Raw genomic sequence first — 22,887 nt, forward strand, 5'->3', positions numbered from 1 at the left:
CTCGGCTTTGGCGCCCAGGGCCTGATCTGGAGCGATGACGGTCAGGACAACCTGTACAAGGTCAGCATCCCCTATCAGTACACCACCACCGAAATCCTTTACGACAACGTCCAGAAGCGCGACGTGCGGCGCATTCACCGGGTCTTCAACCGCTTTCACCTGCTGGTCAGTGAAGAAACCCGGCAGAACGACAACGTCCTGCTGCTGGAAAACAGCTACTACGCCGACCAGAGTCCCAACCTGAGTTTCGATCAGCAGCCGGCCCAGTGCCAACTGGTCACCGAAGTGCGCAAGACCTGGTACCTGCGCAGCAGCTCGGCCAACAAACGGGTGGAAACCACCCTCACCGAGTTCGACGCCTACGGCAACCTGCTGGTGCAGACCCTGCCCACCGGCATCCGGGAGATCAGCAGCTATTACCCCAAAGAAGGCGCCGACGGCTGCCCAGAGGACCCGGACGGCTTCGTGCGCACACTGAAGGAAAAACGGGTTGAACCGGCCAGCACCCGGCATGACCTGCGGCTACGCGACACGCGCACGCATTGCGTGGTGGCAGGCCTTCAAACCGCCTTCACCGAGTCCAGAAAGGCGAAACGCGACTTCGGCGTTCCGGCACCGACCCTGCTCAGCGTCTACCGCTACAGTGAAAAACCTACCCTGGGCAGCACGCTGAGCAAGTGGCTGGCGCTGGACAGCGAAACCCTGCTGCAAGTGGACAGCAACGGTGATATCGAACTGCAACGCACCGAAACGCAATACATCGATGATGTGAGTGAGCCGTTTCTGTTCGGGCGTAAGCGTCTCGAGACAGTGACCGTCAACGGGTTCGCGAAATACACGGCCTTCGAGCACAGCAAACCGGCGAACCGCCCGGAAGCCCGGCGCTTTGCTGGCGAATATGTGCAACGGACCGTGGAAACCATCACCACCAGCGTGGACTCTGCCCAAAAAATCATCACCTCCGAATATTCGCTGCTCAGTGGCGAACCGCTGCTCACGCGTGACGATAACGATGTCGAGATTCGCTATAGGTACGATGTGCTCGGTCGCGTGGTCGAGGAGAAGGTCGCGCCGGGCACCGACTACGAAGCGAGTCGTCTGTACAGCTACGTCCTGAGCGGGGCATCCGGGGGAGGGGCGCAGCAGGAGTCGACTGACGTTAAAAAAGTCAAGACCCGGACCTGGCTGGATGGACTCCACCGCACCATCCGCGAGGAGCGTCAGGATGTCGATGCGGTTGTCTCGGATGAGGCGCCAGTGTGGCGTCCGACGTACCGTGCCGAACACGATCTGCTGGGCAATCTCGTGCAGGAAACCGAATACGACTGGATCGACGGCGACATCCCTTACGTCAGCACGTTCGACTACGACGACTGGGGTGAACAACGCTGCGTGACCGGGCCGGATGGCATTCAACAGCATCAGGTCAAGGATCCTGTCGCCTTGACCCTCACCGAGTGGCGCGCGTCTGCGCAGGGGCTTGAGTCGGACGTGACCGAGACCGCGCACAATGTGTTCGAAAAACCCTTGAAAGTGCGGCGCACGGATGCAGAGGGGAATCAGTCTCTGCATGAGTACATTTATGACGGACTGGGCCGCAGCGTTGAGGAGTACGACGCCCTTGATCGGCGCACGCTCTACAGCTACGACGCTTTCGATCGCATGATTGAAACCGAGCTCGCAGACGGTGCCTGGGTCAAGCGTGACTACGCGCTTCACAGCAGCGAAGACTGGCCGGTCCGCATCGCTGTCAATGACGTCGTTCTGGGCGAACAGGCCTTTGACGGTCTAGGACGCAGGATCATGGCCAGAACCGGTGGTCGTGAGGAGGCCTTCACCTACCTCCCTGGCCAGAATCAACCGCAGAGCGTGAAACGCCCCAGCGGCAATGTCATCCAATACCAGTACAACCCTCAGTTGGGCGATGAGCCGCAGAAGCGGGTCATGACGGCCATGACCGCGGACTATTCGTACGATAACCAGAACGCGCGTTTGATCAGTTGCACCGAGAAGGAGGCCGGCAAGCAGGACGAGCCGGGTGAGTACTTGAAGCGTGAGTATTTCAGTACCGGAAAACTGAAGAACGAACAGCGCATCCAGAGCGGCAATAACTACGAAGCGCATTATCGCTACAGCCTGCGTGGCCGCCTGCTGGGTTTCACCGACGTTTTCCAGCAAGACCAGCTCTGCGAATACGACCCCGCCGGACGGCTGATCGCGACGCATCTTGCAGAAGTGAGCACCACGCTCACCTACGATGACCTGGGGCGCACTGCCAGTATCCAGACCCTCGATGCGGCAGGAGGCAATCAGGTCTTGATCACCCTGGCCTACGACGGTTTCGGCCGCGAGGCGGTGCGCACCTTTGATTTCGGCAATGAACGCCAGCAATTGACCCAGCACTATGACGAAGTCGACGCGTTGATCCAGCGCACGCTTACCCAGGTGGACAGCGACGGTGTGGTCACTGAAATCCTGCGCGACGAACGCTATGAGTACGATCAGCGGGCACGTCTGAAGCACTATCGCTGTACCGGCATGCAATGCCCTGTCGACCCTTATGGGAAAACCCTTAAAGAGCAAACCTTCGGTTTCGATGCGTTGAATAACCTCACCACCGTGACCACCACCTTTGTCGACGGCGATTCGGACGGCCAGAACGTGGCGACTTATTTGTATTCCAACGTCGACCCGACCCAGTTGCTGACCGTGGAGAATGTCAGCACCGATGAGAGTGCGTATCCCAAGCAGATCGACCTGAAGTATGACGCAGATGGAAACCTGACGGTCGATGAACGGAAAAGGCATCTCAAGTACGACGATATCGGTCGCCTGATCAGCGTCAGCGTCAGCGAGGTGCCTGACCAGAGCGACAACGCCTATCACTACGACGCTCTGGACACGCTCAGTGGCCGCAGCGATGCGTTTACCGCTGAACAGCGCTTCTACCTGGGGGCCCAGTTGGTGAGTCAGCAGGAATCGAATGGAAGTCAGCTGAGCTTCATGCGCGCTGGCGATCACCTGCTGGCCGAACGGAGTCTTGGCGCGGAGGATTCGCCGGGAAAGAACCTGCTGCTGGTCACTGACAGTCGAGACTCGGTGCTCGCCGAAGTGGATCAGCAGCCTGTACAGACTCATGCCTACACCGCTTACGGCCATCGCGCCCAGGCAGCGCAATCGGCCAGTCACCTGGGCTTCAACGGTGAACGCTGCGAAGAGGCGGGGTGGTACCTGCTGGGCAAAGGCTACCGCGCCTACAACCCCGTGCTGATGCGCTTCCACAGCCCGGACAGCCTGAGCCCCTTCGATGAAGGCGGCTGGAATCCGTACGCTTACTGCGTGGGCGATCCGGTCAACTTCGTCGATCCCACCGGGCACTTGCCGAGCTGGGCCATGATGGCGATAGGCATCGCTGGCGGTATAGCACTGGGCGTGGTGTCCGGTGGCGTCGGAACCTTGGTGGCGGGCTCGCTGGCGGCAAGCACCGCAGCCGCGGTAGGCAACGCTTCGATGGTCCTCGGTGTGGGGCTGGAGATCGGCGCTGTAGGAACAGGGGTCGCGGCGGAGGTGGTGGGCGGTGAGGAAGGAGCCCTTCTAGGCAAGATCAGCATGGGGCTCGGGTTAGCTGCCGGTGCTGTGGGCGGGTTTGGGGGAGGAATGAGGGTGGGGGCGGGGCAGATGGATGTTTCGCATAAAGTTATTGGAGCATATAAATCCACCCGAGATCGTACGCTCGGATCAGACCTGAACTTCTCTGAGGGCGCGAAGTTTTACAAATCTATTTATTTTAGAAATCTGAAGGCATCAGGTGGCGCTGGGGAATTTGCACTTAAATCCTCGGGAAATCCCGTAGTGGAGCGGGGAATAGCCTCGGGGGGAAGAGGTGGGCGGTATAAACTTTCTGCGGTGCCTGAGCGTATAGAAAAGAAGTTAAGAGCTTCAAAAAAAGCTCCTGGGCCTACGGCACGTGACAGAATAACCGCGAAACTTGGTCCTGGAACAAAAGAAACTTGGGATGATGAAGTAAGGTATTGGCAAAAAAATTTCGAATACGTAGACGCAAGTCAGGGACCGCATTGGCCAAAACTTCTTTATCCCTCAACTGTTCGAAAACGCTAAACCGGGCATCGTCGCCCCGGCATTCTACAGGGGCCTGCCGGGTTGCGCTTTCTGAATAATTTGATATCAGTCGAAAGGCAACGAGCGGGCCTCGGTCAGCAATGCGTCAGCGTACCGGGGAGTATCAGATGTTTTCTGTAAAGCAGCTCATACCCACCGATAGGCAAGTTCGCTAGCGAGGTCTCATCGATGATGACGTCTGAATGTTTGCACTTACACCCTTATGAACGTGAGGGGACTGACCCTTTTGCCGGCTCATCGCCGTCGCAGCCAGATCCGTTGCAGCCGCTTCACGGCAGCAAGGGTCGCCTGCCTCAGGTTGGCGGGACCACGCAACACTCGGCCATGCAAAGCAATAACGGTCTACCGCCCCGACAGCAGCCTGACGATCCGCCCTGGAAGGCCACGCTCTTGGGGACGGATCAGCGACGTACTGTGTTGCACAAGAGCGCGTTGCAGGATCAGACAGACTTTGTTTACACGCCATATGGCTATAGCCAGGACACGAATGGTTTGACCAGTGTGCTGGGTTTAAATGGCGAACGCCGCGAGGCTGTGACGGGGCATTATCTTTTGGGCGCCGGTTACCGGGCATTCAATCCGGTGCTCATGCGCTTCAACAGCCCGGACAGCCTGAGTCCTTTTGGTGAGGGCGGTTTGAATCCGTATGCCTATTGCGTGGGCGATCCGGTCAACTTCGTCGATCCCTCCGGGCACCTGCCGGAATGGGCCATGACGCTGATCGGCATCGGCGGAGGGGTTTTACTGGGTGTGGTGACCGGTGGTGTCGGAAGTCTGGTGGCTGGATCGATGGCGGCAAGCACTGCGGGCACTGCCGGTAGCGTTTTGTATTCCCTTGGCATGGGGCTGGAAATCGCCTCTGTCGGGACGGGAGTTGCGGCCGTGTCGGAGGGCGGAGAAAAAGGTGGTCTGTTGGGCAAGATCAGCATGGGGCTCGGGTTTGCTAGCGGGGCCCTGACCGGTGTTGGGCTCGGGATGAAGTTCACAAGTGTCAGGATGAAGTCGATTGATGCTTTGGAATTTCTTACCGACTTTAGAGCCACCCGAAAAAAGTTTGCTGTTGCAGGGCGCAGGCGGCAGTTCGATCAGAGGTTTTTTGATCGCTACAAAGAAATGAGCAAAGAGGACCAATTACTAGCTGACCCCAAATATGAGGAGACTGCCCTGGCTTGGGCTGGGGCCAAAGGACGCCGGGGTAGGGTGCCTACAATACCGCTCTCGGAGCGTCGCACTATGCTCGAACTCCACCTAGCGGCAAATCCCGGGACTCGTCGAACCAGTCTGGAAGTGCATGTGGAGGGAGTTCGGCGCACATCTCAAGCTCTAGATCTTCGCGCCAGGAAATCTATATAAATACGCCTGATCGATAGCCAATCATTGATGGCGCTTGGTGCTGTCAAGTTTGTTCCAGCTTGAGAAATAAGTTGCATCAGCCAGGCAACTCATCGTACCGACAGTCAGGTCTGAACAATGACAAGGTCTAAATGTTTGCACCCATACCTTAATGATGAAGTTGAAGCAATTGACCGTCTTGGCGTCTCATTGCCACCCCAGGCAGATCCGGCGCAGGCGCTTTGCGGCAGCGACGGTCTTTTGCCGGACGTTGACGGGACTGCGGAACATTCGGTGCAGAGCCCTGACGAAGTGGCGACCCGACAACGGCTTGAGGATCCGCCCTGGAAGGCCACGCTCTTGGGAACGGATCAGCGACGCACTGTCTTGCACAAGAGCGCGTTGCAGGATCAGACAGACTTTGTTTACACGCCATATGGCCATAGCCAGGACACGAATGGTTTGACCAGTGTGCTGGGTTTAAATGGCGAACGCCGCGAGGCTGTGACGGGGCATTATCTATTGGGCGCCGGTTATCGGGCATTCAATCCGGTGCTCATGCGCTTCAACAGCCCGGACAGCCTGAGTCCTTTTGGTGAGGGAGGTTTGAATCCGTATGCCTATTGCCTGGGTGATCCGGTCAACCGCATTGACCCATCGGGGCATTTGCCATGGCAGTCGTCATTAGGCTTGGGGTTGGGGCTGTTGGGTATCATCGGAGGGCTTTTCAGTGCAGGTGCATCAACCCCGCTGGCGGTCGCCGGTTTAGCCACCGGATTGATCTCCGAAGGGACTGCGGTAGCCTCTGCGCTTACCGAAAGCAGAGCCCCCAAGTGGTCTGAAGGGCTGATGTGGGCCAGCGCCGGCTTGGGACTAGCGGCTGGGGGACTGGCTGGCTTGAGTTTTCTGAATAATTACAAAATCAGTCGGAGGATATTGAACCGAGGTCTCGGTCAGCAACACGGAAGCGTGCTGGGGCACGCAATGTTCACTGAGCGCGACATCACCGCTCATGGCTATCCTTTCACAACCGCCACAACGAAGCCCCGTTCAGGAGTGAGCCTGGCGCGGCAGCTTCAAAACGTAGAGTGGAAAACTGAGGCTCCGGTGCGGCTGATTTCCTGTTTCAGTGCCAATGGAGGCTCATACGCTTCTCAGGCGCAGGTTTTGGCCAATCGGTTGCAGCGTAATGTGACCGGATATTATGGTCTGGTCACCGCGAACCGGGCCAGCGACACTGTTAATGGAACTTACCGCATCTTTTCTCCGCAAACCGGGTTGAGGGCAATCAGGACCGCTGTCTTGAACACCACACTGTCCTACCTTTTCAGGCCTGTGTATCTCATGAGAAATCCGGCCTACTTCTTTTAAAACGTCGACCTCCATACTCCTCAGGCGCAGTGTTCAAACGGCCCATTCCTTTGCCATGCGATGCGGTGCGCCAGTCGATCGGGACACTTAATTGAGCCCCAGTGCACGTCCATACTCGATCAAACCGCTGTCGTGGACGAGCCCCAGTTTCTGCATCGCCGTCCGTTTGTGGCGGCTGACGGTTTTTTCGCTGCGGTTGAGGCGTTCGGCGATTTGGCGCCCTGACAGTCCCTGGGAGAGCAGCCGCACCACCTCCACCTCGCGCAGGGACAGTGCGGCATCTGTGGGCGTGTCGCGGGCAAGGGTGTCCAGCTTGTTGCCAATGCTCGGGCTCATATAAATGTGCCCTCGGCTGACGGTGTCCAGCGCGCAGTCGAGCTCGGTGAGTGGATCGTGTTTGTCGAACAAGCCCCGAACCCCCAGGTCGAGCAGGTTCCTCAACAAAACGGGGCTGTCGAGCATGCTCATGACGATGATATCCAGCGCGTTGAAATGACGACGTATATAGCTGATCAGCGCCAGGCCGTCGGGTCTGTGGCTGTCGGGCATCGAGAAGTCAGTGATCAATAGCTCACAAGGGCGATGGTGAAGGTGTTCGATCACCTGGTCGGCGTTGTGGGCATCGCTGAGGACGGCATCGTGATACCGGCCTGTGCTCAACAACATGCGTGTTCCCAGCAATACCACCGGGTGATCGTCTGCCAGCAGGATATGCCGTGGGATTGATCGGGGGCGTAGCGCTCGTGGGTGGGTAGTCATGCTAAAGGCTCAGGCGGCGCAAAGGTTTGACAGGCAGTGAGCGATGGCGGGTATAGGCAGCGCCGTTTTCAGGCGCCACCTATGAAAGCGCCGGCACTTTAGCAAGGGCGTGTAGGAATTCTCTGTACGCTAATCGTGTTTGTTTTGTAGGGGGATTCCTAATTGTCAGTGGGTTTTGGATATTCAGAGCACCCGCGCAGGTTCTGCTCCAATATTCATTCGTCGATCAAGCCCATCTCCGCCGCTTTGCGCAACGCGAGCCAACGGGAACCAACGTTGAATTTGCGGCGGATGTTGGCGAAGTGGAAATTGACGGTGGCCTCGGTGCAGGCGAGGATTTGCGCGATCTCCCATGAAGACTTGCCTTTGTTTCCCCAGTGGCTGACCTGCTTCTCCTTGGGGGTCAGGGTCACAGGGTGCGTCGAGGTTGCCGACAGGTGCGAGGAGGCGGATTCCTGCATGCCGGGGTGGTTGTGCAGAGGTGCGTGCATGGCAAATGTGTCCCTTTTGATTGACTCATCCTTTTGAAATGACGGGCCCGGTGCCAGAGAGGCCCTCTGCGGCTGGCGCAGCTGTAGCGTGTTGTGCCGCTACCCGGATTTATAAACCTGCCGGGCCTTTTTGAAAGCTGTCAGAAATGACAGTAAGGCGGTATTTCCGATGAGCTGCATCGCGAGGCAGTACTTGACGACACACACCTGCGCGACCGGCTAGAGCGCCTGAATCGAGCCTGCGACCTGCGCCCCGGGAGGCCGGGGATATTCGCCACACGCCGTGGGGTGACTTCTTGTGTTTGACCCACTAGAATGCTTGCCCTTGATTCTGGGGTCGGGAATGGCCGGCTATCGTCTGTGCAACGAGGAATATCCATGCAAGTTTCTGTTGAAAACACTTCGGCTCTTGAGCGCCGCATGACCATTGGCGTGCCTGCCGAACGCATCGAGACGGAAGTCAACAAGCGTCTGCAGCAGACCGCACGCAAAGCCAAGATCCCGGGCTTCCGCCCTGGCAAAGTGCCTATGAGCGTGATCCGTCAGCGTTATGAAGACGGTGCTCGTCAGGAAGCCCTGGGCGACCTGATTCAGGCAACTTTCTACGAAGCCGTCGTAGAGCAAAAGCTGAACCCGGCCGGCGCACCTTCCGTCGAGCCAAAAACCTTCGAAAAAGGCAAGGACCTCGAGTACGTCGCCACCTTCGAAGTGTTCCCTGAATTCTCTGTTGCCGGTTTCGAGTCCGTGTCCGTCGAGCGCCTGTCGGCTGACGTGGCTGACTCCGATCTGGACAACATGCTGGAAATCCTGCGCAAGCAGAACGTTCGTTTTGAAGTGACCGACCGTGCTGCCCAGAACGAAGACCAGTTGAACATCGACTTCGTGGGCAAGATCGATGGCGAAGCCTTCGCTGGCGGTTCGGCCACCGGCACTCAGCTGGTGCTGGGCTCCGGTCGTATGATCCCGGGTTTCGAAGACGGTCTGGTTGGCGCGAAAGCGGGCGAAGAACGCGTGTTGAACCTGACCTTCCCGGAGGATTATCAGAATCTGGAACTGGCGGGCAAAACCGCAGAGTTCACCGTGACCGTCAACACCGTATCGGCACCGACCCTGCCTGAACTGAACGAAGCGTTCTTCAACCAGTTCGGTATCAAGGAAGCGACCCTGGAAGGTTTCCGCACCGAGGTTCGCAAGAACATGGAGCGCGAACTGCGTCAGGCCATCAAGTCCAAGGTCAAGAATCAGGTCATGGACGGTCTGCTGGCCGCCAACCCGATCGACGTGCCTAAGGCTCTGCTGGAAAACGAAGTGAACCGTCTGCGCGTTCAGGCCGTTCAACAATTCGGCGGCAACATCAAGCCGGATCAACTGCCCGCCGAGCTGTTCGAAGAACAGGCCAAGCGCCGCGTTGAGCTGGGTCTGATCGTTGCTGAAGTCGTCAAGCAGTTCGACCTCAAGCCTGACGAATCCCGCGTTCGCGAGCTGATCCAGGAAATGGCTTCCGCTTACCAGGAGCCTGAGCAGGTCGTGGCCTGGTACTACAAGAACGAACAGCAAATGAACGAAGTGCGTTCGGTTGTGCTGGAAGAGCAAGTTGTGGATACTGTTTTGCAGAAAGCGAGCGTGACCGATAAAGCGGTCTCGTACGAAGAAGCTGTCAAGCCGGTAGAAGCTCCACAAGCCGACTGATTTCTTTCTCTCGTTCGAAAACACCATAAGCCAGCCTTCGTGCTGGCTTATGCGTATTCAAGACATGACTATTTGGGAGCGAATGCGAGACATGTCCCGCAATTCTTATATTCAGCAGAACTCTGACATCCAGGCCGCTGGCGGCCTGGTCCCGATGGTTATCGAGCAGTCCGCCCGTGGCGAGCGCGCCTATGACATCTATTCCCGCCTGCTCAAGGAACGCGTCATTTTCCTGGTCGGTCCGGTTGAAGACTACATGGCCAACCTGATCTCGGCGCAGCTGCTGTTCCTTGAAGCGGAAAACCCGGACAAGGACATCCATCTCTACATCAACTCCCCTGGTGGTTCGGTGACCGCCGGCATGGCGATCTATGACACCATGCAGTTCATCAAGCCGGACGTCTCCACGACGGTCATGGGGCAGGCCTGCAGCATGGGCGCGTTCCTGCTGGCGGGCGGTGCCAAGGGCAAGCGCTTCGCGCTGCCGAACTCCCGCGTGATGATTCACCAGCCACTGGGCGGTTTCCAGGGGCAGGCGTCGGACATCGACATTCACGCCAAGGAAATCCTGTACATTCGCCAGCGTCTGAACGAGTTGCTGGCCCACCATACAGGCCAGTCACTGGAAACCATCGAGCGCGACACCAACCGCGACAACTTCATGAGCGCCGAACGCGCTGCTGAATATGGTCTGGTGGACTCGGTGCTCGACAAACGTCAAATGATCAAATGATTGCTTGACAGGCAGTAATCCCGGGCGGTCCCCACGACCGTACCGTCTGCGGGCTTGAAAAAGCCCGCAATTGCCTTCATCTTGTGTTGCAAGCCTACCGGATTGGATCGATCGAATGACTGACACCCGCAACGGCGAGGACAACGGCAAACTGCTTTATTGCTCCTTCTGCGGCAAAAGCCAGCATGAAGTACGCAAGTTGATTGCCGGCCCCTCGGTATTTATCTGTGACGAGTGCGTCGACCTGTGCAATGACATCATCCGCGAGGAGGTGCAGGAAGCACAGGCAGAAAGCAGCGCGCATAAATTACCATCGCCGAAAGAAATCAGCGGCATCCTTGACCAGTACGTCATCGGTCAGGAGCGTGCCAAGAAGGTTCTCGCAGTAGCGGTGTACAACCACTACAAGCGTCTGAACCAGCGCGACAAGAAAAATGACGACGTTGAACTGGGCAAGAGCAACATCCTGCTGATCGGCCCTACGGGCTCCGGCAAGACCCTGCTGGCAGAAACGCTGGCACGTTTGCTCAACGTACCGTTCACCATCGCCGACGCCACCACCCTGACCGAAGCCGGTTATGTGGGTGAGGACGTGGAGAACATCATCCAGAAGCTGTTGCAGAAATGCGATTACGATGTCGAAAAAGCCCAGATGGGTATTGTCTACATCGACGAAATCGACAAGATTTCGCGCAAATCCGACAACCCTTCGATTACGCGTGATGTGTCCGGTGAGGGCGTGCAACAGGCCCTGCTGAAACTGATCGAGGGCACTGTGGCTTCCGTTCCGCCGCAGGGCGGTCGCAAGCATCCACAGCAGGAGTTCCTGCAGGTGGACACGCGCAATATCCTCTTCATCTGCGGCGGCGCGTTCTCTGGCCTGGAAAAGGTCATCCAGAATCGCTCCACCAAGGGCGGCATCGGCTTCAACGCCGAGGTTCGCAGCAAGGAAGAGGGCAAGAAGGTTGGCGAATCCCTGCGCGAGGTGGAGCCTGATGATCTGGTCAAGTTCGGTCTGATTCCAGAGTTCGTGGGCCGTCTGCCAGTATTGGCGACCCTGGACGAGCTGGATGAAGCTGCGTTGATGCAGATTCTGACCGAGCCGAAGAACGCCCTGACCAAGCAGTACGGCAAGTTGTTCGAGATGGAAGGTGTGGACCTCGAGTTCCGCACCGATGCGCTGAAATCGGTTGCTCGTCGTGCGCTGGAGCGCAAGACCGGTGCCCGTGGTCTGCGGTCCATCCTCGAAGGCGTGCTGCTCGACACCATGTACGAAATCCCGTCGCAAACCGACGTGAGTAAAGTGGTGATCGACGAAAGCGTGATCGAGGGTACGTCCAAGCCGTTGTTGATCTACGAAAACAGCGAACCACCCGCCAAGGCGGCTCCCGACGCGTAAGCCGTAAGGCTTCGTACCGGGCGACTGGAAAGAAGGGGGCCCTCGGGCCCCTTTTGCGTTTCACGGTTTCGTTCGCATTAACTCAAAGCGACGCTTGTTTTTTTGGGTATCTACCCCCATCTTGATTTTCAGCTTATTTCTATCTGTCCATGGCCTTAAGGCCGCCGTAGAGGCGAAATCATGAAGACGACCATTGAACTGCCTCTCTTGCCATTGCGCGATGTCGTGGTGTATCCGCACATGGTTATCCCGTTGTTCGTGGGGCGCGAGAAGTCCATCGAGGCCCTCGAGGCCGCGATGACCGGCGACAAGCAGATCCTGCTGCTCGCGCAAAGAAACCCCGCAGACGATGATCCTGGTGAAGACGCTCTTTATAGCGTGGGTACGATTGCAACTGTATTGCAGCTGCTGAAGCTGCCTGACGGCACGGTTAAAGTGCTGGTGGAAGGCGAGCAGCGTGGCTCGGTAGAGCGTTTCATCGAAGTCGACGGCCATTGCCGTGCGGAAGTGGCGCTGATCGACGAAGCCGACGCGCCTGACCGTGAATCCGAAGTGTTCGTGCGCAGCCTCCTGGCGCAGTTCGAACAGTATGTGCAGTTGGGCAAGAAGGTCCCGGCTGAAGTCCTGTCGTCGCTCAACAGCATCGACGAGCCGGGGCGTCTGGTTGACACCATGGCAGCGCATATGGCGCTGAAAATCGAACAGAAGCAGGAAATCCTCGAAATCATCGACTTGCCTGCGCGTGTCGAGCACGTGCTGGCGCTGCTGGATGCTGAAATTGACCTGTTGCAGGTCGAGAAGCGCATTCGCGGTCGCGTGAAAAAACAAATGGAGCGCAGTCAGCGCGAGTACTACCTGAATGAGCAGATGAAGGCCATTCAGAAGGAGCTTGGCGACAGCGATGAAGGCCACAACGAGATCGAGGAGCTGAAAAAGCGCATCGACGCTGCTGGCCTGCCAAAAGATGCGATGACCAAAGCCACTGCCGAGTTGAACAAGCTCAAGCAGATGTCGCCGATGTCCGCTGAGGCAACGGTCGTGCGTTCCTACATCGACTGGTTGGTACAGGTGCCGTGGAAAGCGCAGAGCAAGGTTCGTCTGGACCTGGCGCGCGCCGAAGACATCCTCGATGCCGACCACTACGGTCTGGAAGAAGTCAAAGAGCGGATCCTCGAATACCTCGCCGTGCAAAAGCGCGTGAAAAAGATTCGCGGTCCGGTGCTGTGCCTGGTTGGCCCGCCTGGCGTGGGTAAAACCTCGCTGGCGGAGTCGATTGCCCACGCCACAAACCGCAAATTCGTGCGCATGGCCCTGGGTGGCGTGCGTGACGAGGCCGAGATTCGTGGTCACCGTCGTACCTACATCGGTTCGATGCCAGGCCGTCTGATCCAGAAGATGACCAAGGTCGGCGTGCGCAACCCGCTGTTCCTGCTCGACGAAATCGACAAGATGGGCAGCGACATGCGCGGCGATCCGGCGTCGGCACTGCTCGAGGTGCTCGATCCGGAGCAGAACCACAACTTCAACGATCACTATCTGGAAGTCGATTACGATCTGTCGGATGTGATGTTCCTCTGCACCGCCAACTCGATGAACATCCCCGCGGCGCTGCTCGACCGTATGGAAGTGATCCGCCTGCCGGGCTACACCGAAGACGAAAAGATCAACATCGCCACCAAATACCTCTCGCCGAAGCAGATTGCTGCGAACGGCCTGAAAAAAGGTGAGATCGAGTTCGAAGAAGAGGCCATACGCGACATTATCCGGTACTACACACGTGAAGCTGGCGTGCGTAGCCTGGAGCGTCAGATTGCCAAAGTCTGCCGCAAGGCGGTCAAAGAGCACGCTCACGAAAAGCGTTTTGCGGTCGTGGTCACGGCGGCAATGCTCGAAAACTTCCTCGGCGTTCGCAAATTCCGCTACGGCCTTGCCGAGCAGCAGGACCAGATCGGTCAAGTGACGGGCTTGGCATGGACTCAGGTGGGTGGCGAATTGCTGACCATCGAAGCCGCAGTGGTGCCGGGTAAAGGGCAGTTGATCAAGACAGGCTCGTTGGGCGATGTGATGGTCGAGTCGATCACCGCCGCGCTCACCGTGGTACGCAGTCGCGCGAAAAGCCTGGGCATCCCTCTGGACTTCCACGAGAAGCGTGACACGCACATCCATATGCCGGAAGGCGCGACGCCTAAAGACGGCCCTAGCGCGGGCGTAGGCATGTGTACGGCACTGGTTTCGGCGCTAACGCAGATCCCGGTCCGTGCAGACGTGGCAATGACCGGTGAAATCACCCTTCGCGGTCAGGTGCTGGCGATTGGTGGATTGAAGGAAAAGCTGCTGGCCGCACACCGTGGTGGAATTAAAACGGTGATCATTCCAGAAGAAAACGTGCGTGATTTGAAAGAAATTCCTGACAACATCAAGCAGGATCTGCAAATCAAACCGGTTAAATGGATTGACGAAGTCCTGCAAATTGCGCTGCAATACGCGCCGGAGCCCTTGCCGGATGTGGCTCCGGAGATGGTTGCAAAGGATGAAAAACGCGAGTCTGACTCTAAGGAAAGAATTAGCACGCATTAGTCTGGGGGGCCTTCCTTGACAGCTTTTTAGAGCCCTTGTTATAAAGCGGCTCTTTCCAGCTTCAGAAGGCCATTCAGCGTTTTGTATGGCTTCACCAAAAAACTTAGAAAATATACTCAATATAGATAGATATAAGGGGACTTAGAGTGAACAAGTCGGAACTGATTGACGCTATCGCCGCATCCGCTGACATCCCGAAAGCCGCTGCTGGCCGTGCGCTGGACGCAGTAATCGAATCCGTCACTGGCGCTCTGAAGGCTGGCGACTCTGTTGTACTGGTTGGCTTCGGCACTTTCTCCGTAACTGATCGTCCTGCTCGCACCGGCCGTAACCCACAGACCGGTAAGACTCTGGAAATTCCGGCAGCCAAGAAACCAGGCTTCAAAGCCGGTAAAGCTCTGAAAGAAGCGGTCAACTAAGTTTCTTTTTATCTTTGCCCACCCAGGACAGCGTTAACTCTGTTCTGGTCGTGAAGCGGCACGTGCGGTTGGTCAAGCGCTGGCCTGTCACCTCAGGGAACGCACATTCAACCCCTGTTCGTTTTGCCCGCTTCACCTGTTACGACGAGAAGGCGCATCCTCGGATGCGCCTTTCTTCTATCCGGATTTCACCCACGCTCGGCGGTTTGTGAGTCGAATACAACCGTTCTGGGGGACGCATGCTTCAAAATATCAGGGACAATTCACAAGGCTGGATTGCCAAGACCATCATCGGGGTCATCATGGCGCTGATGGCCCTGACCGGTTTCGATGCCATTTTCAGGGCCACCAGTCACAGTCAGGATGCCGCGAAGGTCAATGGCGACGAGATCACACAGGCAGATCTGGGTCAGGCGGTGGAAATGCAACGCCGCCAGTTGATGCAACAACTGGGCAAGGATTTCGATCCTGCAATGCTCAATGAGAAGATGCTGCGCGACTCGGCTCTGAAGGGCCTGATTGACCGCAAGCTGCTTTTGCAAGGCGCAGCCGACGCGAAGTTCAGTTTCTCCGAAGCAGCGCTGGATCAGCAGATCCTGATGACGCCTGAGTTTCAGGTCGACGGCAAGTTCAACGCCGACCGTTTTGATCAGGTGATTCGTCAGTTGGGCTATAGCCGTCTGCAATTCCGCCAGATCCTTGGCCAGGAAATGCTGATCGGCCAGATCCGCGCGGGCATTGCAGGCAGTGCTTTCATCACTGACGCGCAGGTTGACGCGTTCGCTCGTCTGGAAAAACAGACGCGTGATTTCGCGACCCTGACGCTGCCGGCTGATCCTTCGAACGTGAAGGTCACCGATGACGAAATCAAGGCGTATTACGATCAGCATGCCAAGGAGTTCATGAGTCCTGACCAGGTCGTGCTCGACTACATTGAGCTGAAAAAATCCTCGTTCTTCGACAAGGTGACGGTGAAGGACGAAGACTTGCAGGCGGCGTACCAGAAAGAAATTGCCAACCTGGCCGAGCAGCGTCGCGCTGCGCACATCCTGATCGAAGTCAACGACAAGACCACCGATGCGCAGGCCAAGGCGAAGATCGAAGAGATTCAGGCACGTCTGGCCAAGGGTGAAGACTTCGCGGCACTGGCCAAGGAGTACTCGCAGGACCCTGGTTCGTCGACCAAGGGCGGCGACCTTGGCTATGCCGGGAAGGGCGTTTACGACCCGGCCTTCGAAGATGCGTTGTATGCGTTGAACAAGGATCAGGTGTCGGCACCGGTTCGCAGCCAGTTCGGCTGGCACCTGATCAAGCTGTTGGGCGTTGAGGCGCCGTCGGTGCCGAGCTTCGCCAGCCTGAAAGACAAGCTGACGCACGACCTGAAATCTCAACAGGTCGAGCAGAAGTACGTCGACGCGAGCAAGAAACTGCAAGATGCCGCGTATGAAGCTTCCGATCTGACCCAGCCTGCGCAGGATCTGGGCTTGAAGGTGCAAACCACGGCGCCATTTGGGCGTGAGGGCGGCGAGGGCATCGCGGCTAACCGTGCGGTGATCCAGGCCGCGTTCAGCCAGGAAGTGATGGAAGAGGGTTCCAACAGTTCCGCAATCGAGCTCGATCCGGAAACCACGGTCGTCGTGCATATGAAGGAACACCGTCAGCCGGAGCAATTGCCGCTGGAAGCGGTTTCCAGCGCGATTCGCGCCCAACTGACCAAAGAGCGTGCCAGCGAAGCCGTTAAAGCCAAGGGCGAGGCGCTGCTGGCCAATCTGCGTGATGGCAAGGTTCCTTACAGCGCGACCAAGCAGGAAGGTCAGAGCTGGAAGGTCGTGGAAGCAGCGTCCCGCAGTCAGGAGGGTGTTGATCCTCAGGTCCTGCAGGCGTTGTTCCGTATGCCGAAGCCTGAGGGCAAGGACAAGCCGGTTTATGGCAGCCTTACCGCGGCTGATGGCAGCTTTGTGATTGTGCGCCTCAATGGTGTGAATCAGGCGGCGCCGGCGACCGAGGCTGAGAAGACTCAGTACCGTCGTTTCCTGGCATCCCGTGAGGGGCGTCAGGACTTCGAGTCGTATCAGTCGCAGTTGCAGTCGGCGGCGAAGATCGAGAAGTATTGATCGTCGCGTGACGCTGAAAACGAAAAGCCCCGGCTCGTGAGAGTTGGGGCTTTTTGGTTTTTGGTTTTTGGTTTTTGGTTTTTGGTTTTTGGTTGGTGGGTTCGTTGGGTATGGGTATGGGTATGGGTATGGGTATGGGTATGGGTGTGGGTGTGGCATTGGGATTGTGGGCAGATCCATTTTCTCGGGTGGCGCCGAATCACCTTTCCGCCCCTCCGGCGGGTCACTTTTGAAAAGGCACCAAAAGTAACCAAAAGTGCCCAGCTCCTGGTTGGGCCCGACTGCCTCGGGTACCCGCACTCCGACGACGCTCCGTGGGCCCGCGCCGAACGGGCATCCATGCCCTGACGGCGCTCTCGCGGCATCCATGCCGCTCGACCCACTACGCGTCGCCTACGTTTGGCCTGCACCCAAGTCGCGATTTGTGGTGTCTGGACTGTCGCGCATATGAACAGCGCGGGCTGGAGCTAACGCTCATCGCATTCTTGGTTCGTGCATCCATTTCCCGCGCACCACTCTCTTGTAGGAGCGTGGCTTGTCCCGCGATCTGCCGGGAACCGGCAGCAAATCCTGTGCATGCGGCGTGTCAGGTACAACCGAGTCGTTTGATTTTGCTGCCGCTGCGCGCCAGATCGCGGGACAAGGTGGAGCGCCACCCCGGCAGCTCCTACGCCTCCGGCAGAATCAAAAGCAACGCAGCGGTCTAACACTCCTCGCTTTCTTGATTCGTGCATCGTTCCTTCTCACGCCACCCTGTAGGAGCGCGCTTGTCCCGCGATCTGCCGGGAACCGGCAGCAAGACCTGTGCATGCGGTGTGTCAGGTACAACCGAGTCGTCTGATTTTGCTACCGTTGCGCGGCAGATCGTCCGAGTGCGGCCCAGAGCAAGCTTGCTCCCACGGCCTCCGGCCAGAATCAAAAGCAACGCTGCGAGGTGCTTTTGCTTTTGCTTTTGATCTTCCTGCCTCGCCAGCCCAGACACCACCAAACGCGACTTGGGTGCAGGCCAAACGTAGACGACGCGGAGTGGGTCGAGCGGCATGGATGCCGCGAGAGCGCTGTCAGGACATGGATGTCCGTTCAGCGCGGGCCCACGGAGCGTGGTCGGAGTGCGGGTACCCGACGCAGGAGGGCCCAACCAGGAGCCGGGCACTTTTGGTTACTTTTGGTGCCTTTTCAAAAGTGACCCGCCGGAGGGGCGGAAAGGTGAATCGGCGTCACCCGAGAAAACGGATCTGCTCACAATCCAAACGCAAAAAAACAAAAAAAACGGCAGGTCATTCAGCACACAGCCGCCCGACCCACCGCATTCGCCTAAAAATAGCGCTCGAAGGTTAAACCATCAACCTTCCAGATCACCCATCGCCGTGGTGTTGAAACCACCGTCGACGTACATGATCTCGCCGCTGACACCGGACGCCAGGTCAGAACACAGGAAGGCGCCAGCGTTGCCGACTTCTTCAATGGTCACGTTGCGACGCAGCGGCGTCTGAGCTTCGTTGGCCGCCAGCATTTTGCGGAAGTTCGAAATACCCGAAGCCGCCAGGGTGCGGATCGGACCTGCCGATACCGCGTTGACGCGGGTGCCTTCCGGGCCGAGGCTGCGTGCCAGGTAACGCACACCCGCTTCGAGGCTGGCCTTGGCCATGCCCATCACGTTGTAGTTCGGCATGGTGCGCTCGGCGCCCAGGTAGGACAGGGTCAGCAGGCTGCCATTGCGGCCTTTCATCATCTCGCGACCGGCTTTGGCCAGGGCCACGAAGCTGTAGGCGCTGATGTCGTGAGCGATACGGAAACCTTCACGGGTGGTGGCTTGGGTGAAGTCGCCGTCCAGTTGGTCGCCCGGTGCGAAGCCGACGGAGTGCACGATGCAGTCCAGGCCATCCCACTTTTTGCTCAGCTCTTCGAAGACCTTGGCGATTTCTTCATCGCTGGCCACGTCGCAAGGGAAGCACAGGTCGGCGTTCGAACCCCAGCCGGCTGCGAACTCCTCGACGCGGCCTTTGAGTTTTTCGTTCTGGTAGGTGAAGGCAAGCTCAGCGCCCTCGCGATGCATGGCGGCAGCGATGCCGGATGCGATGGACAATTTGCTGGCGACACCGACGATCAGGACGCGCTTACCGGCGAGAAAACCCATGGTTTGTTCCTCTTCAGGTTAATCGACAGCTGCCGGCGCCAAAAAGGCGGCTTCCAGCAGCTGCTGTGTATAAGGATGTTGCGGTGCGGCGAAGATGTCTTGCGCCATACCCTGTTCGACCACTTGGCCTTGCTTGACCACCATCAGTTGGTGGCTCAGCGCTTTGACTACCGCCAGGTCATGGCTGATAAACAAATACGTCAGGTTGTACTTCGTCTGCAGGGAGCGCAAAAGCTCCACCACTTGGCGCTGAACAGTCCGGTCGAGGGCCGAAGTCGGCTCGTCCAGTAAAATCAGCGCCGGTTTTAACACTAATGCCCGGGCGATGGCGATCCTTTGCCGCTGTCCACCGGAAAACTCATGGGGGTAGCGGTGCCGGGTTTCCGGGTCCAGACCGACCTCCTTGAGTGCCTCGATCACCGCGGCCTCCTGCTCCACCGGCGTGCCGATCTTGTGGATACGCAGGCCTTCGCCGACGATGTCGCACACTGACATGCGTGGGCTGAGGCTGCCGAACGGGTCCTGAAACACCACTTGCATCTGGCGTCTTAACGGACGCACTTGATCCTGTTTAAGGCACGCCAGTGAATCGCCCTGAAAGCGTATCTCGCCTTCGCTGCGAATCAACCGGAGAATCGCCAGGCCCAGCGTCGATTTGCCCGAGCCGCTTTCGCCGACGATCCCCAGCGTCTGGCCCTTGGGCAGACTGAAGTGGATGCCATCCACGGCCTTCACGTAATCGACGGTGCGCTTGAACACGCCTTTCTTGATCGGAAACCAGACTTTCAGGTCTTCGACTTCAAGCATCGGCTTGCCGGGGGCGTTGTTCGCAGGGCCGCCTTTGGGCTCGGCGCTCAGCAGTTCTTTGGTGTACGGATGTTGCGGTGCACGGAACAGCTCTTCGCACGATGCCTGTTCGACGATGCAACCGCGCTGCATGACACATACGCGGTCGGCAATTTGTCGAACCACGTTCAAATCGTGGCTGATCAGCAGCAAGGCCATGCCCAGACGCGCCTGAAGTTCCTTGAGCAGGTTGAGGATTTTCAACTGGACCGTGACGTCCAGTGCCGTGGTCGGCTCGTCGGCGATCAGCAGTTCCGGCTCGTTGGCCAGCGCCATGGCGATCATCACACGCTGGCGCTGACCGCCGGAGAGCTCATGTGGCAGGGCTTTGAGGCGCTTTAGCGGTTCCGGGATGCCCACCAGTTCCAGTAGCTCCAGGGTGCGCCGTGTGGCGGCTTTGCCGGTCAGGCCCTTGTGCAGGCCGAGCACCTCGTTGATCTGCTTTTCTATCGACTGCAGCGGGTTCAGCGAGGTCATCGGCTCTTGAAAGATCATCGCGATCCGGTTGCCTCGAATGGCCCGCATGCGTGTTTCGCTCACCGTCAGCAATTCGTTGCCCGCGTACTGAATGGTCCCTGTGGGGTGCCGGGCGAGGGGGTAGGGCAGCAGTCGCAGGATCGAGTGCGCGGTGACGGACTTGCCCGAGCCGCTTTCGCCGACCAGCGCCAGCGTCTCGCCCTTGGGGATGTCGAAGCTGATGCCTTCGACCACACGCTGGACCTTGTCGCCGGTGACGAACTCGACGGACAGGTTACGGATTTCGATCAGATTGTCCTGATTCATCTCATTTCCTCGGGTCGAAAGCGTCACGGGCGGATTCGCCGATGAACACCAGCAAACTCAACATGATGGCCAGCACGGCAAAGGCGCTGATGCCCAGCCAGGGCGCTTGCAGGTTGGATTTGCCCTGTGCGACCAGTTCGCCCAGCGAAGGCGAGCCGGCGGGCAGGCCGAAGCCCAGGAAGTCCAGCGCGGTCAGGGTGCCGATCGCGCCGGTGAGGATGAACGGCATGAAGGTCATGGTCGAGACCATGGCATTGGGCAGGATGTGGCGGAACATGATCGCGCCGTTCTGCATGCCCAGCGCTCGCGCGGCGCGCACGTATTCCAGGTTGCGTCCACGCAGGAATTCGGCACGGACCACGTCGACCAGGCTCATCCACGAGAACAGCAGCATGATGCCCAACAACCACCAGAAGTTGGGCTGGACGAAACTGGCGAGGATGATCAGCAGGTAAAGCACCGGCAGGCCTGACCAGATCTCCAGAAAGCGCTGGCCGACCAGATCGACCCAGCCGCCGTAGAACCCCTGCAACGCTCCGGCGATCACGCCGATGATCGAGCTGAGTACGGTGAGGGTCAGGGCGAACAACACCGACACCCGGAAACCATAGATGACGCGCGCGAGCACATCGCGGCCCTGGTCATCGGTGCCGAGCAGGTTCTCCCGCGAAGGCGGCGCGGGCGCCGGGACTTTCAGGTCGTAATTGATGCTCTGGTAGCTGAACGGGATGGGCGCCCACAGGGTCCAGCCGCCTTTGGCCGCCAGCAGTTCCTTGATGTAGGGACTTTTGTAGTTCGCTTCCAGCGGAAATTCGCCGCCGAAGGTGGTTTCCGGATAGCGTTTGAATACCGGGAAGTACCACTGGCCGTCGTATTTGACGATCAGCGGCTTGTCGTTGGCGATCAGTTCGGCGCCCAGGCTCAGGCCGAACAGAATGAGGAACAGCCACAGCGACCACCAGCCACGTCGGTTGGCCTTGAAACGTTCGAAACGGCGTCGATTGAGAGGGGACAACGTCATATCAATGATCCCTGCGGTCGAAGTCGATACGTGGGTCAACCAGCGTGTAGGTCAGGTCGCCGATCAGTTTCACCACCAGCCCCAGCAGGGTGAAGATGAACAGGGTGCCGAACACCACCGGGTAGTCACGGTTGATCGCGGCTTCAAAGCTCATCAGGCCCAGGCCGTCGAGGGAAAAGATCACTTCCACCAGCAGCGAACCGGTGAAGAAGATGCCAATGAAAGCCGACGGGAAGCCGGCGATGACCAACAGCATGGCGTTGCGAAAGACGTGGCCGTACAAGACCCGACGCTGGGTCAGGCCCTTGGCCTTGGCGGTGATTACGTACTGTTTGCCGATTTCGTCGAGGAAGCTGTTCTTGGTCAGCAGCGTCATGGTCGCGAAGTTGCCGATCACCAGAGCGGTGATGGGCAGGACGAGGTGCCAGAAGTAGTCGCGCACTTTGCCCAGCCAGCTCAGTTCATCGAAGTTGCTGGAGGTCAGGCCGCGCAACGGAAACCAGTCGAAATAACTCCCGCCAGCGAACACCACGATCAGCAGGATGGCGAACAGGAAAGCGGGGATGGCGTAGCCGACGATGATTGCCGAACTGGTCCAGACGTCGAACTGACTGCCGTGCCGTGTGGCCTTGGCAATCCCCAGCGGAATCGACACCAGGTACATGATCAGCGTGCTCCACAGCCCCAGAGAGATCGAGACGGGCATCTTCTCGGCGATCAGGTCGATCACCTTGGCGTCGCGGAAGAAACTGTCGCCGAAGTCCAGACGGGCGTAGTTCTTGACCATGATCCACAAGCGTTCCGGCGCCGACTTGTCGAAACCGTACATGTGCTCGATTTCCTTGATCAGGCTGGGGTCCAGACCTTGCGCCCCCCGGTAGGTCGAACCTGCCACCGAGACTTCCGCGCCGCCGCCAGCGATGCGGCTGGTCGCGCCCTCGAAGCCTTCGAGCTTGGCGATCATCTGTTCCACCGGGCCGCCGGGCGCGGCCTGGATGATCACGAAGTTGATGAGCAGGATGCCAAACAGGGTCGGCACGATCAGCAGCAAGCGCCGCAGCATGTACGCCAGCATG

The 22,887-nt window shown here is 58.3% G+C and carries 15 protein-coding genes; 9 read left to right on the top strand and 6 right to left on the bottom strand.

Features of this window, described 5'->3' with window-relative positions; genetic code table 11:
• The 3 genes from BMY73_RS21885 to BMY73_RS21895 all read left to right on the top strand — a co-directional run.
• Positions 1–4,119, top strand: a 4,119-nt coding sequence (locus BMY73_RS21885) for an RHS repeat domain-containing protein (protein ID WP_092409711.1), incomplete at its 5' end; no start/stop codon positions are given.
• 345 nt (positions 4,120–4,464) lie between these two features.
• The gene (locus tag BMY73_RS28635) at positions 4,465–5,493 is read left to right on the top strand and encodes an RHS repeat-associated core domain-containing protein (RefSeq protein WP_256571346.1); all 1,029 of its coding nucleotides are present in this window, start codon (positions 4,465–4,467) and stop codon (positions 5,491–5,493) included.
• Between the two features lie 117 nt (positions 5,494–5,610).
• Positions 5,611–6,843, top strand: a complete 1,233-nt coding sequence (locus BMY73_RS21895) for an RHS repeat-associated core domain-containing protein (protein WP_092409713.1) — start codon at positions 5,611–5,613, stop codon at positions 6,841–6,843.
• An 87-nt stretch (positions 6,844–6,930) separates the two neighbouring features.
• Here the strand turns inward: BMY73_RS21895 and BMY73_RS21900 are convergent, their stop codons facing one another.
• Complete coding sequence (locus BMY73_RS21900) at positions 6,931–7,602, bottom strand: response regulator (RefSeq protein WP_062390600.1); 672 nt, start codon at positions 7,600–7,602, stop codon at positions 6,931–6,933.
• Positions 7,603–7,817: 215 nt separating this feature from the next.
• Entirely contained in the window at positions 7,818–8,093 is a 276-nt protein-coding gene (locus tag BMY73_RS21905) for a response regulator transcription factor (RefSeq protein ID WP_256571347.1), read from the bottom strand.
• 378 nt (positions 8,094–8,471) lie between these two features.
• Between BMY73_RS21905 and tig the strand changes: the two genes are divergently transcribed.
• From tig to BMY73_RS21935, 6 genes are all read left to right on the top strand, one after another.
• A complete protein-coding gene (gene tig, locus BMY73_RS21910) occupies positions 8,472–9,782 on the top strand; it encodes a trigger factor (protein WP_092409715.1) in 1,311 nt (436 codons plus the stop codon).
• A 91-nt stretch (positions 9,783–9,873) separates the two neighbouring features.
• A complete protein-coding gene (gene clpP / locus BMY73_RS21915) occupies positions 9,874–10,515 on the top strand; it encodes an ATP-dependent Clp endopeptidase proteolytic subunit ClpP (protein WP_062390604.1) in 642 nt (213 codons plus the stop codon).
• A 115-nt stretch (positions 10,516–10,630) separates the two neighbouring features.
• Positions 10,631–11,914, top strand: a complete 1,284-nt coding sequence (gene clpX, locus BMY73_RS21920) for an ATP-dependent Clp protease ATP-binding subunit ClpX (RefSeq protein ID WP_062390606.1) — start codon at positions 10,631–10,633, stop codon at positions 11,912–11,914.
• 180 nt (positions 11,915–12,094) lie between these two features.
• The gene (gene lon / locus BMY73_RS21925; RefSeq protein ID WP_062390607.1) at positions 12,095–14,491 is read left to right on the top strand and encodes an endopeptidase La; all 2,397 of its coding nucleotides are present in this window, start codon (positions 12,095–12,097) and stop codon (positions 14,489–14,491) included.
• Between the two features lie 146 nt (positions 14,492–14,637).
• A complete protein-coding gene (locus BMY73_RS21930) occupies positions 14,638–14,910 on the top strand; it encodes an HU family DNA-binding protein (RefSeq protein ID WP_003183171.1) in 273 nt (90 codons plus the stop codon).
• A gap of 239 nt (positions 14,911–15,149) precedes the next feature.
• A complete protein-coding gene (locus BMY73_RS21935; RefSeq protein ID WP_092409717.1) occupies positions 15,150–17,024 on the top strand; it encodes a SurA N-terminal domain-containing protein in 1,875 nt (624 codons plus the stop codon).
• Between the two features lie 1,342 nt (positions 17,025–18,366).
• Here the strand turns inward: BMY73_RS21935 and fabI are convergent.
• Genes fabI through BMY73_RS21955 form a run of 4 tightly spaced genes read right to left on the bottom strand, consistent with a single transcriptional unit; the run spans position 18,367 to position 22,886 of the window.
• Positions 18,367–19,161, bottom strand: a complete 795-nt coding sequence (fabI, locus tag BMY73_RS21940) for an enoyl-ACP reductase FabI (protein ID WP_092409719.1) — start codon at positions 19,159–19,161, stop codon at positions 18,367–18,369.
• Between the two features lie 18 nt (positions 19,162–19,179).
• Positions 19,180–20,790, bottom strand: a complete 1,611-nt coding sequence (locus BMY73_RS21945; RefSeq protein WP_092409721.1) for an ABC transporter ATP-binding protein — start codon at positions 20,788–20,790, stop codon at positions 19,180–19,182.
• Between the two features lies 1 nt (position 20,791).
• Entirely contained in the window at positions 20,792–21,811 is a 1,020-nt protein-coding gene (locus BMY73_RS21950) for an ABC transporter permease (RefSeq protein WP_062390616.1), read from the bottom strand.
• 1 nt (position 21,812) lies between these two features.
• Positions 21,813–22,886, bottom strand: coding sequence for a microcin C ABC transporter permease YejB (locus BMY73_RS21955; protein ID WP_062390618.1), 1,074 nt, complete (start codon positions 22,884–22,886; stop codon positions 21,813–21,815).
• Position 22,887 lies beyond the last annotated feature (1 nt).

Source organism: Pseudomonas sp. NFACC02, assembly GCF_900110765.1.
GTDB lineage: Bacteria > Pseudomonadota > Gammaproteobacteria > Pseudomonadales > Pseudomonadaceae > Aquipseudomonas.